Below are 11,759 nucleotides of genomic sequence, written 5' to 3'. Positions count from 1 at the left end.
GCCGGGTGCGTCGGTGCGGCGGGCGCTCAGGCGCCGGGACCGCCGCCGGAGGACCGCAGCGTCGCCTCGACGAGCGGGGCGAGGCGGCGGGCGGTCGCCTCGGGGCTGCCCACGTCCCGGTACCAGGCGAGGCACTCCTCGTGGAGCCGGCGGGCCTCCTCGGGGTGGTCGCGGAAGTGGTCCAGCGCCTGCGGGAGGTCCGACCAGTGGCGCAGGCGCAGGGCGGGGGCCCCGGCGTACAGCCCGTGCCGCGGCAGGGACGTCACGACCGGGACGCTGCCGCTGCGGACGCACTCGTAGTAGCGGTACGTCTCGCGGCTGGTGCCCCGCGGGTCCAGGGCGAAGCGGGAGCGCGCGAGGTCCTCGCTGTAGCTGCCGGCCCGCTGCGCCACGGCCGCCCCGTCGACGACGTCCACGGCGACGGCCAGGTCGGGGCGCCGGCGCCGCACCTCCTCGACGGCCGTCATCATCCGCTCGCGGTGCAGCGTCTTGACGTTGCCCACGGACCGTCGCACCGCCCGCCGGACGGGGCCGCCGCGCCCCGGCGCGTGCGAGGTGCTGCCCGCGAAGAAGACGTCGACGTCCCGCTCCTCCCAGGGGACGAGGGGCTGCTCCACCTGGTGGGCGTACCCCAGCGGCACCGAGACCACGCGGGCGTGCGCGGGCCGCCGCCCCTTCCGCGCCCACAGCGACCGCTCGACGCGGACCCGCGCCTCGTCGACGACGTCCAGCAGCCCGAGCGGCCGGGGCAGCATCGTCGCCGCCTCGCGCCAGCGGCGCCCGCGGTTGGTGGCCAGGACGAGCCCGACGTCGTCGGACCAGCGGGGGGTCCTGCTCCAGTTGTCGAGGACCAGGAGCGCGACGACGTCCGGCCCGGTCATCGGCAGCGAGCCGTGGTTCGGCGTCGCGACGACCCGCAGGCGGGACAGGTCGGCGGCCACCCGTGGCCCGCGGGCCTCCAGGAGCTCCTCGAGGTGCCGGAAGACCGCGGCGAAGTACTCCCCGTTGGCCAGGGGCCCGCCGCCGCTCTGCACGTCCCACGGCTCGGGCTCGGGGGTGCGCTCCTCGTCGAACCAGGTGAAGTAGTGGGCGCGCACCGCGTCCTCGCTCTCTCGTGGTGGGGAAGGGCACCGCGTCCGGCCCGACCGCCGCCGGACCTCGGGGATCGTAGGCGCTGGACCCCTCTCCCCCGCCTCGCTCGTGCGCCGGCTGCCCGCCGCCGCCACCTGATCGGGCCCCGCGCGGTCCCGCAGGCACCTCGATCGGAGGAACTCGGGCCGAGCACCCCCGAGACGGCCCAGCGACGCAGGGGGCGGCGCGCGCCGCCGTGCCACACTCCTGGAGTCAGCAGAGCAGAGCGAGGGGCGGTTCGGGTGGAAGGTCGTAAGGGCGTGCTCGCCCGAGCGCTGCGGCGGTTCTGGGCTGTCGCGATCGCCGCGGGGCTCCTCGCCGGCCTGGCCGCGTGGTGGGCGACCACCAACCTCACCTCCGCCGCGTACACGGGGACGGGCCTCTACATCGTCCCCACCGCCTCGGCCGCCCAGACGCTGGCGGGCAGCACCCTGCCGGAGTCCCCGTACGAGGCCGAGGGCCTCGCGCAGACCTACACGCTGCTGCTCGTGGACGACGCCGAGCTGCTCGGCGCCCTCTCCGACGTCACCGGCCAGCCGGTCGAGGAGCTGCGGGACCGCGCGGTCTCGGAGAAGGTCCCGAGCACCCCCGCCATCCGCGTGTCGTACTCGGGAGACACCGAGGCCGAGGTCCGGGACTACTTCAGCGGGCTGGACGCGGTGGTGACCACCACGGGGTCCACGGGCCTCCCGGCGGGGAACCTGCGGGCGCTGGCCCCGAGCCAGGTCGAGGAGCAGGCCGGCCTGGCGCCGGTCGCCCCGGTCGTGGCGCTGCTGACCGGGCTGCTCGTCGGGCTGGCCGGAGCCGTGCTCCTCGAGCGGGCGGACCGCCGGGTCCAGGGACCCGGCGACCTCCGCGACCTCACCGCCTGGCCCGTCTTCGACGTCCGGGACCGCCGCGGCGACTCCCGCCTGGAGACGGCGGCGCTGCGCCTGGCCCGCTCCGGCCACGGGTCGGTGGCGGTCGTCACCCCCGCCTCCTCCCCCGGTCCGCTCGCGGACGCGGTCGCCGACCACCTCCGGCAGATGCCGCGGGACTCCTTCGGGGCCGTCGCGGCGCCGGCGTGGGTCGCCTCCGGCCAGCTGCAGACGGACGGGTACGCCGAGCAGGCCGTGCTCGAGAGCGGGGCGGCGCTGGTCGTCGTCTCCTCGTCGACGCGCACCCGCCTCGTCGAGGACGCGCTGCGCGGCGTGGCGGACACGGGCGTGCAGGACGTCGCCGTCCTGCTGCACGACCCGGTGACCGCAGCCACCGCCTCGACGAGCGCGGAGAGCGACGTCGAGCAGCCCTCGACCGGTGCGCCGGGGCACGGTGCGCACGCCAGCACGACCGCCGACGCCACGCCCCCCCACGGGACCCGCTCGGGCGAGCGGTGACCACGTCGGTCGACGACCGGCGCCGCACCCCCGGGTCCCGGACGCGCCCGACGCCCCAGCTCCGCGCTCCGGGGGTGCGCCGCGGGATCGCCGCCCTGCTCGCCCTGGCCGCCGCGGCCGGCGCGTCGTCCGCCCTCTCCCCCCTCGCGCCCCTCGGCGTGGCGGTCGTCGCGGCGCTCGCGGTCGCCGTCTGGCGCAGGCCCCTGGTCGCGGCCGTCGTCGTCGTCGCGGTCGTGCCCGCGGTCGCCGGCCTGGACCGCGGCGTGGGCGCCCCCGGCCTCAAGGCCTCCGAGCTGCTGCTGGCGCTCTGCGCCGGCGTCCTCGTGCTCCGCAGCCCCCAGCCGTGGGGGCGTTGGTCCTCGCGGGAGCACCTGCTCCTCGTCTTCGCGGTGACCGCCGCCGCGCTCAGCGTCTACCACGCCGCCGTGACGGGGTCCACGGTGGACAGCCTCCTGCGCGTCGGCCTGCAGCCCGCCCTCCTCCTGCTCACCTGGTGGACGGCGCGTCGAGGCGTGGCCGACCGGGCCGACCTGGTGGTCGTGCTCCGGTGGACCCTGCTCGTGAGCGCCGTGCCGTCCGCGCTGGCGGTCCTCCAGTACCTGGACGTCCTCGGGGTCCGGGACCTCGTCCTCGCCGTGACCGCCGGTGACGTGGTGCCCGACGCGGGCAGCGACTTCTCCCGCGTGACGGGCCCCTTCCCCATCTGGCACTCCCTGGGCGGCTACCTGCTCATCCCGACCGTCCTCGCGATGATCCTCGTCCTCGTGGGCGACCGGACCGTCCTGCGGCCGTGGGCGCTGGGGGTCGTGGTGGCGCTCGACCTGGCCGCCGTCGTGCTCTCGGTCACCGTGACGGTGATCGTGTGGGTGCCCGTCGCCTTCCTCGTCGCGGCGGTCCTCGTGCACCGCACGGGTCGAGCCCTGCTGCTCCTGGCCGGTCTCGTCCTCGTCGCGGCGCTCGCCTTCCAGTCGATCCTCGTCGACCGGATCGAGGACCAGTCGACGGCGGCCTCGGGCACGTCCGAGGGCCTGCTCCCGCAGACCGTGGCCTACCGCGTCCTGGTCTGGCAGCGGGACTACCTGCCCCTGCTCGCCCGGGGCGCCGCCTACGGGCTGGGCAACGACCTCCCCGACTCGGTCTTCTTCCCCTCGACGGAGAACCAGTACCTCACCTACGTCCTGCGGGGCGGGGTGGTCCTGCTCGCGGCCGCGATCGCGGCCGTCGTCGCGGTGCTGGTGCGATCGCTCGCCGTCGCCCGGTCGGGCGCAGGGCCCGAGGCGCTCGCGGCGGCCGCGATCGCCGGCGTGCTCGCCTTCCTCCCCGCCACCGCCATGCTGTGGCCGTACCTGTCGAACGCGGGCCTGCCGGCGATGCTGTTCGCCGCGGGGGGCGCCGTCCTCGGGGGCCGTGCGCGGGAGTCCGCACCACCGGGGCGCAGCGGCGGGGCGCAGAGCGCACCGACCCGACGCGCGGCTCCGGCGGGGGCTCCGAGCTGAGGTGCCGGGACGTCGCCGCGGAACGCGGTGGCCCCGGGGGGCGTTGCCCCCTCTCGTGGGACGCGCCGGACCAGACGACCAGAGCACCGACCAGCCGAGCACGGACGAGCGGAGCGAGCTCGACGCGCGGCCGGCCGGCCCCCCGCCGGGAGGCGGACGAGGAGCAGTGGGAACGATGAGCGCACGACCGACCGTCCTCCACGTCACCTGGCAGCGGCACGGCGGCCGCGCCGCGGAGATCAGCGCCGCGCTCGGCGGTGAGCCGCTGCACGTGCACCCCGCCACCCGGGGAAGCCGCCGTCGCGCGGCGCTCACCCGCTACGCGCTGAGCACCGCGACGACGGCGTGGGCGCTCGCCCGCCGCAGGCCCCGGGCCGTCGTGGTCACCAACCCGCCCCTGGTGCCGGGCCTCCTGGCCGCGGCGTGGAGCGCCCTCGCGCGCCGCCCCTTCGTCCTCGACAGCCACACGTCGTCCTTCGGCGTGAAGGGGAACGAGGTGGCTCGCCGGCTGCTGCCCCTCCACCGGTGGCTGGCCCGCCGCGCCGCGGGCGTGATGGTGACGACCGACGAGTGGGTCGAGGTGGTCGGCTCCTGGGGCGGGCGGGGCGTCATCGTCCACGAGGCGCCGCCCACGCGAGCGGCGCTGCCGTCGCGGGCCGACGCACCGCCCGGGGCCCGCGTCCGCGCCGTCTTCGTCTGCGTCTTCTCCGACGACGAGCCCGTCGAGGCGGTCGTCGAGGCCGCGGCCCTCCTGCCGGAGGTGGACGTCGCCGTGACCGGCGACCCGGCCCGCTGCCCCGAGGGCCTGCGCGAGCGGGCGACGTCGAACGTGGACTTCGTGGGCTTCCTCGGCGGGGACGCCTACGCCGAGCTCCTCGCCGGGTGCGACGTCGTCATCGCGCTCACGACCGAGCCGACGTCGATCATGCGGGCCGCCTACGAGGCGGTCTACGCCAGCCGCAGCCTCGTCGTCTCCGACTGGCCGGCCCTGCGCCAGACCTTCCCCGGCGCGGCCTTCAGCGACAACACGGCCCGCTCCCTGGCGGACGCCGTCGTGGAGGCCTCGCAGCGCACGGACGCCGAGCGCGACGAGGCCCTCGTGCTGCAGCAGCAGCGGTGGGAGGAGCAGGTGGGCCGGCTCCGGGCGCTCCTGGACCTGCCCGCGGCGGCCGGCGTCCGCGACGGCGCGGGGGGTGGCCGGTGAGCTCGCCGACCTCCTCCCACCCGCGGGGCTCGCGCCGGTCGCGAGGGGCGGTCCTCGTCGTCGTGGCGCTCGGGGTGGTCGCGGCGGGGGGCGCGGGCGTCCTCGCGCTGACCGACCAGGACCGGCCGCCGGAGGACGCGCCGCCTCGCGCGACGACGCCGAGGGCGACGCTCCCGGGCGTCTCGCCCGAGGAGCGCCTGAGCTGGGCGCCCCCCGAGCTGGAGGACCCTGAGGTCATCCGGATCACCGAGGACGACAGCTCGCTGACGCTCGAGGACGACCAGGACTACCTCCTGGTGCTCCCGGAGGACGAGCCCCTCGTCGTCGCGGGGGGCCTGACCGTCGACGGCGGGAGGAACGTCGTCCTCGTGGGCGGCGAGATCCGCGTCCCGGACGGCTACGACGACGGCCTCGACCGGCGGGCCCTGTACCTCAAGGAGCAGACGGGCACGGTGCACGTCGAGGGCGTGCGGATGTCGGGCCCCCTGAGCGAGGGCATCAACCTGGGCCAGCCGGACGGCGCGACGGTGCAGCTGCAGAACATCGTCGTCGAGCACGTCACGGGCGAGCGCGACGGGCACCACGCGGACCTGCTGCAGACGTGGGCGGGCCCCGAACGGCTGCGGGTCGACGGCCTGAGCGGGAGCACGGACTACCAGGGCGTCTTCCTGGACCCGATGGACTTCAGCGACGAGGAGCCGGAGGAGTTCGACCTGCGCCGCCTCCGCGTCGCCGGCGTGGACCGCCACGGCTACATGCTCTGGGGGCCGGAGGACGCCGACTACCTCGAGGTCAGCGACAGCGAGGTGACCCTCGAGCGCGACCGCGGCCGGAGCCTGGCCTTCATGCCCGAGGAGGAGTGGGACGGCGTCGACGTCGTGGACGAGCTCTCCGGGGGCATGCCCGCCGGGGAGCCCGGCGTGGGGTACGTCACCCCCGGGTACGCCTCGGCGCCCTGACCGCTCGGCGCCCAGCTCCTCGGCGCGCTGACCGGTCGCCCCGCCCGACGGAGAGCGCCCGTCCCCACCCCGCGAGGGGTGGCGACGGGCGCTGCTGGTCCGGCGAGCGCGTGCTGTCGGATCAGGGGACGAAGTCGCAGACCGGCTTGCCGATCTTCACCTCGGACCAGTCGTTGGCGGCGTCCCAGAGCGTCTGCGCACGGGTGCGCGTGCCGCCCGGCTGGACGTAGACGTCCTGGACGGTCAGGTCCACGCCGTCGGAGGCCGCGGGGTTGCGCGAGCCGGCGAGCCAGAGCAGGTAGGCCGAGCCCTTGGCCGCGCCCTCGAGGTTGACGTTGCGGATGTCCCAGGCGCCGAGCTTGCCGGTGCCGAACTGGTAGGGCTGCAGGAAGAAGCCCTGGTAGGAGAGGTTCTTGGCGGTGAAGCCGTCGACGCGCAGACGGTGGGGGCCGTTCCAGGCCTGGAGCGCGTCGCCGCCGTAGTGCTTGCCGGTGCCGCCGGGCAGGTCGACGTTGACGCCGTCGACCTTGATGTCCCGGAGCTGGACGGTGAGGTTGCCCCGCTCGCCGCGGGAGTCGACGTTGATGCCCTCCCAGATGTACGGCCCGGCGCAGCGGAAGCCCTCGATGTGGACGGTGCGGGGCGCCTGCGCGGCCGAGTTGCCGGTGATGTAGAGGCAGCGGTTGTTGTTCGAGCCCGGGTCAGAGGCTCCGCCGTCCTTCAGGAGCGGGAAGTGCCGCTTGGAGAACTTGACCTCACCGCCCTGGCTGACGACGTTGCGGCCACCGTTCAGCTTGATGCCGCCCACGACGTCGAGCGGCGCGGAGGGCCACCTGATCAGCACGTCGCGGTTCGCCGGCGCGGTGAAGGTCGTCTTGCTGGCGCTGACGTCCCAGACGAGCGGGTCGACGAGCTTGGGCGCCGTCCAGGAGGCGCGCTGGAGGGCGGGTGCCGGGGACGTCGTCGTCGGCGTGGGCGTCGGCGTGGGCGTGGGCGTGGGGGTGGGCGTGGGCGTCGGGGTGGGCGTGGGCGTGGGCGTCGGGGTGGGGGTCGCCGTCGCCGTGCGGCGGACGACGATCCCCGCGATCGAGGGCTTGTCCTTGCTCGCCGTGAACCCGAGGTCCAGCGTGCCGTCGGCCACCGTCACGGGCACGGTGCGCGTCACGGCCCGGTCCTTGCCTCCTGCGGCGGCGTAGGGGTCGAGGGCGGTGACCACGCGCTTGCCCTCGGCGGTGACGTCGAAGACGCGCTTGCCCGCGCTCGTCCAGTAGTTCTCGACGAACTGCAGGGTCACCTCGTAGGTGCCGTTGGCGACCGGCAGGTCGTAGGCGCTCACGCCGAACCGGAGCGACTGGTAGGGCCCGCTCGTCAGCTTCGACGTCGAGGCCGTGCCGCCCGTCGAGTAGCGGTCGGCGGAGTAGGCCACGCCGCTGGAGGTGAGGGCGGCGCCACCGGCGTTGACGGCGAGGACCGGGACCGGATCGCTCGCCGCCGAGGCGGCGGGCGCCAGGCACGCCGCCGCGACGAGGGCGGTGGCGGCAGCGCCGAGGACGGGATGGACGCGCATGGTGAGAGGCCGTTCTGCGAGGGGTCGGTTGGTAGCCGGTCTCTCGTCACGCACCCGCTCCGCATGGAGATCCGAGCGGCGAGCCGCGGCCTCGTGGGGCTCCCGTCACCCCCCCGGGTCGAGCAGCCGAGTGAAGGCGACCGACCACCCCGTACGACGCTCAAGCAGGTGGAGCAACGCCACCACGGTGTGGTCGACCACGGACGGAGCATCGGTGAGTGGTCGCTCTGTGTACCGTTCCAGGGTCAGCATCCACGCACCGTCGGGGGACATCGTGCACGCCGAGTCATCGACGACGACCGAGCTGGGCCTGCCCAGCACGACCGTCGTCCTCAGCACGTACGGGCGCCGCGCCAACCTGGAGTGGGTCCTCCCGCCCCTCCTCGCGCAGGCGGCGGACGACTACGTCCTGATCGTGAACGGCTCGCGCGACGGGTCGACGGAGCTGCTCGAGGACCTGACCCGGGACGACCCCAGGGTCAGGCTGTTCTTCCTGGAGAACCTCGGCCTGACGCGAGCCCAGTGGTTCGGGGCCCAGCAGGCCCGCGGCGACGTCGTCCTCTTCGTCGACGACGACGTGCTCGTGCACCCCGGCCTGGTCGAGGGCCACGCGCGGGCCCACGCCGAGGGCCCGCACCGCGTCGTGGCCGGGCACATGCCCACCGCCCCGCCCGCCCGACCGGGCCCGCGCACCTTCACCACGCACCTGTACGCCGAGGAGTACGCCGGCGTGGTGGCGCGCTGGGAGCGGGACCGGCGCTGCGTGCTGAAGGACCTCTGGATGGGCAACGTCTCGTTCCGGCGCGAGGACTACCTCGCGCTCGCGGCGCACGAGAGCGCTCCCGCCCTGCGCTACCACCAGGACAAGCACCTGGGCATCTGCGCCCTCGACGCCGGTCTGCACGGGGTCTTCGTCCGCGAGCTGCACGCCGACCACATCCATGAGCGGTCGCTCGAGGCCTTCCTCGACCAGTCCCGGCGCCAGGGGGCGGACCGGGTGCTCATGCACGCCCTGCACCCCGGTGTCCTGGGCCCCTGGTCGGAGCGGTCGCTGCTGTCCGGCCTCCCTGGGCCGGCCCGGGCGCTCGTCCGCCTCTCCCAGGTCGCGTCGGCGCGCCGGCCGCTCGTGCGGCTGCTCAGCGCCCTCGTGGCCGCGCTGGGGGCGGTCCACCTCTACGGCGTCCAGCTGCGGACGGCCAAGCTCCTGCGACGGATGGCCCTGCTCGAGGGCGCCCGCTCGGTTCCCTCGGCCCGGGAGACGGCACGGTTGACGGCGCCGTCGTCCGCGCCGCAGGCGCAGGCGCCCCGCCCGCTCGCCTGAGGAATCCTCCGGAGGTGCACCCGTCGAGCACCTCACGGTAGGCGACAGCGCGGCAGACGGCTGGGGCTGTCACCCGCCCGCCACGCCCGCCGGCACCCGGTCGCCCGGGACGCGGTGGTCAGCGCACCCAGCGGACGTCCCGCACCGTGAAGCTCGAGCCGTCCGACCTCGCCTCCCCGGCGCCCGGGGAGTGGACGCCCGTGCTGAACCACCCCTCGGCGGTGTCGATCTCCACCAGCCGCGTCGGGTTGCCCCGGCGGTCGTGGTAGGCGGTGAGGACCGAGTCGACCCGGTTCCCGTGCACCCCGGTGTCGACGCGGTGCGCGGTGGTGCCCACGTGGCCCGAGAAGACGAGGCGGATGTTGGCGTACTGGCTGACGAGGCGGTCGTAGAGGTGCTGCGGGCTCGTCGAGCCGTACCCGCCGTTGTCCTGCTTGATGCTCCCGTCGGCGTTGAGGTAGGAGTGCGTGACGACCACCACGTTGTGGTGCGGGTGGGCGGCGACGACGCTCCTCGCCCAGTCGACGGCACCGGCCCGGGGCCAGAGCTCGAGGTGGAGGACCATCCACTCCTGGCCGCCGGCCTCGAAGGTGTGGAACGAGTTGTCGACCTTCCCCGCCTCGTGCAGGCCGGCGACGGCCGTCGAGCGGCTCGGCGGGAAGTAGGCGTTGAAGGTCCTCGTGTCGCGCTGGTTGGCCGCGACGTCACCGGGGCAGGCGCTGCCACCGGGGCAGGTGGCCCGCGTGTCGTGGTTGCCGATGCCGAACGAGAAGGGGATCCGCGCCGCGTCGAGCTCGTCCGCTGCGGCGTCAGCCACCTCGAACTGGCGGTGGTCCGGCGTGTCCCAGTTGACCACGTCACCGACGTGGGTCACGTAGCGCAGGTCCCAGTGGTCGCGGTTCTCCACGAGCCAGCGGGTCCGCTGCTCGAAGCGCCCCGTCGCGCCGATCACCTCCTCCTGCGTGTCGGGGAGCACGGCGATCGAGAAGCGGGTGTCCTGGGCGGCGTAGAAGGCCGCGCCCGCGTCGCGCCAGCCCTGCGACGCCAGCCGCTCCCCCTCGTCCTCGCTCGCGGCGAAGCGGTGCTGCCCCTGCGGACCCACCCACCGGTGGACGGGCGCGAGGCACTCGGCGGGCGCCGTCGCGGCGTGGAACGCGACCCCGCCGGCCCTGGAGAACCCCTGGGCGACGAGCGCCGCCCGCTCCCGCCACGACATGGCGTAGGCGTGCAGCCCGGTGCGCGGATCGGTCATCTGCCGGACCAGCCGGCTGCCGGGGCGCGGCGTGCTCGACGCGAGGAAGGCGACGGCCGGCCCCCGAGCGCTCGGGTTCTCCGACTGCGCCGCTGCGCGGTCGGTCGTGTAGAAGGCGTCTCCGCTCTGCTCGTCCACCCCCGCGAAGACCTGGTCCTGCGCCGCCCGGCACGTGCTCCCGCCGGGCGCCGCGGAGGCCGTCGTCGCGGTGGTGGTGGACGCCGCGGACGCCCGCTGAGCGGGTCCCACGGGCAGGACGGCCGCGGTCAGGACCGCGAGGGCGACCGCCGGCGCGGTGGCACGACGGGCGAAGGGAGGGGGCTTGCGCAGCATGGCGTCGTGACCTCGCGGGAGTCGACGACCGATCCGGTCGTGCGGGTGACCGGCGGCGCCCGGCCGACGTCGGACGTCCTCGTCCCGGCCGGCCGACGTGCGGCCGCGAGGGGAGAAGTCCCTGATCTGGGGTTCTGTCCCCGGATCCTGGCCTCCCGGACGCTCCCCCGCCACCTCACCGGGCGCGACGGCGTCGGTCCGGCGCGCGAGGAGGGGAGACGGACGAGCCGGCGACGTCCCGCGGGGGCGTCGCCGGCTCGTCCGACCGCCTCAGCCGGCGACCGGCACCGCGAGGAGGTCGTCGACGAGCAGGGACGCCGGGGTGCCGGAGCCCGACACGTAGAGCAGCAGGCCCACGGCGCCCGGCACCTGGAGCGAGGACGTCGAGTCCGTCGTCCGGGCGAGCCAGGCGCTCGGCTCGGTCGCCGAGGCGTCCCAGGCCTTGACCGCGAGGTCGGTCGACCCCGTGCCCGCGACCTGCAGGCGCACGCCGAGCTTCTCGCCCGCGGCCGCGGTGACGCCCGGCACCACGGTCGACGTCAGGGTCGTCTCCGCGCCGCCGACCACGCGCACGAGGTAGACGATGACGCGACCGTCCGCCAGGTACCGCACCTTCGCGCGGTAGTCGCTCGAGGAGGAGACCCGACGGCCGAGGACGGAGACGTAGGTGCCGCCGCCGGTCGGCGCCGTGTCGAGCGACAGCGTCGCCTGGAGGTCCGTGCTGCTCGAGGACGCGCCCGCGAGCACGGCGCTGCGGTTGACGCCGACGCGCTCGGAGGAGATGCGCCCAGCACCACCCGTCACCGAGAAGCTGCTCGCCGTCCCCGACGTGGTCCAGGCGCCACCGGCGTCCGCGGTCCCGAGCCCGCCCTGGACCGTGCGCGAGAAGGCGTCGCGAGCGATGTCCGACGACGTCGGCGTCTCCTCCGGGGCCGGCGCCGTGACGACCACCGCGCGCGTCGAGCGCGCCGTCGCCCCGCGGTCGTCGGTCACGACCAGACCCACCTCGTACGAACCCGCCGCCGCGTACTCGTGCGACGCCCCGACGCCCGTCGCCGTCGCCCCGTCGCCGAACGCCCACGCGTAGGAGACCACCGAGCCGTCCGCGTCCGAGCTCCCC

Annotated in this window: 9 protein-coding genes; 5 read left to right on the top strand and 4 right to left on the bottom strand. The window is 75.6% G+C overall.

Translation table 11 applies throughout. From position 1 onward, the window contains the following. Window positions 1–26: 26 nt before the first annotated feature. A complete protein-coding gene (locus Q0848_RS00045) occupies window positions 27–1,097 on the bottom strand; it encodes a hypothetical protein (RefSeq protein ID WP_299033010.1) in 1,071 nt (356 codons plus the stop codon). A 276-nt stretch (window positions 1,098–1,373) separates the two neighbouring features. Here Q0848_RS00045 and Q0848_RS00040 point away from each other — a divergent pair, with 276 nt between their 5' ends. From Q0848_RS00040 to Q0848_RS00025, 4 genes are all read left to right on the top strand, one after another. Continuing rightward, entirely contained in the window at window positions 1,374–2,507 is a 1,134-nt protein-coding gene (locus Q0848_RS00040) for a hypothetical protein (RefSeq protein ID WP_299033009.1), read from the top strand. Continuing rightward, complete coding sequence (locus tag Q0848_RS00035; protein WP_299033007.1) at window positions 2,504–4,003, top strand: hypothetical protein; 1,500 nt, start codon at window positions 2,504–2,506, stop codon at window positions 4,001–4,003. The genes Q0848_RS00040 and Q0848_RS00035 overlap by 4 nt, the downstream gene beginning before the upstream one ends. A 175-nt stretch (window positions 4,004–4,178) precedes the next feature. Further along, window positions 4,179–5,207, top strand: coding sequence for a glycosyltransferase (locus Q0848_RS00030; protein ID WP_299033005.1), 1,029 nt, complete (start codon window positions 4,179–4,181; stop codon window positions 5,205–5,207). Next, the gene (locus tag Q0848_RS00025) at window positions 5,204–6,166 is read left to right on the top strand and encodes a hypothetical protein (protein WP_299033003.1); all 963 of its coding nucleotides are present in this window, start codon (window positions 5,204–5,206) and stop codon (window positions 6,164–6,166) included. Before Q0848_RS00030 ends, Q0848_RS00025 begins: the two co-directional genes overlap by 4 nt. Window positions 6,167–6,287: 121 nt before the next feature. On the opposite strand, the gene Q0848_RS00020 is transcribed toward Q0848_RS00025, so the two are convergent. Continuing rightward, window positions 6,288–7,733 (bottom strand): malectin, encoded by a 1,446-nt coding sequence (locus Q0848_RS00020; protein WP_299033001.1) that lies wholly within the window; start codon window positions 7,731–7,733, stop codon window positions 6,288–6,290. A gap of 274 nt (window positions 7,734–8,007) precedes the next feature. On the opposite strand from Q0848_RS00020, the gene Q0848_RS00015 reads away from it, so the two are divergent. Beyond that, complete coding sequence (locus Q0848_RS00015) at window positions 8,008–9,054, top strand: glycosyltransferase (protein ID WP_299032999.1); 1,047 nt, start codon at window positions 8,008–8,010, stop codon at window positions 9,052–9,054. Window positions 9,055–9,172: 118 nt separating this feature from the next. On the opposite strand, the gene Q0848_RS00010 is transcribed toward Q0848_RS00015, so the two are convergent. Both Q0848_RS00010 and Q0848_RS00005 read right to left on the bottom strand, forming a co-directional pair. Continuing rightward, on the bottom strand, window positions 9,173–10,639 hold the full coding sequence (locus Q0848_RS00010; RefSeq protein WP_299032998.1) for a metallophosphoesterase: 1,467 nt from the start codon (window positions 10,637–10,639) through the stop codon (window positions 9,173–9,175). Window positions 10,640–10,909: 270 nt separating this feature from the next. Next, on the bottom strand, window positions 10,910–11,759 hold an 850-nt coding region (locus Q0848_RS00005), incomplete at its 5' end, for a PKD domain-containing protein (RefSeq protein WP_299032996.1).

Origin of the sequence: uncultured Pseudokineococcus sp. (assembly GCF_947495735.1) — a bacterium.
GTDB lineage: Bacteria > Actinomycetota > Actinomycetes > Actinomycetales > Quadrisphaeraceae > Pseudokineococcus.
Note: the sequence above shows the minus strand (reverse complement) of the source record. Positions and strands in the feature narration are given on the sequence as shown.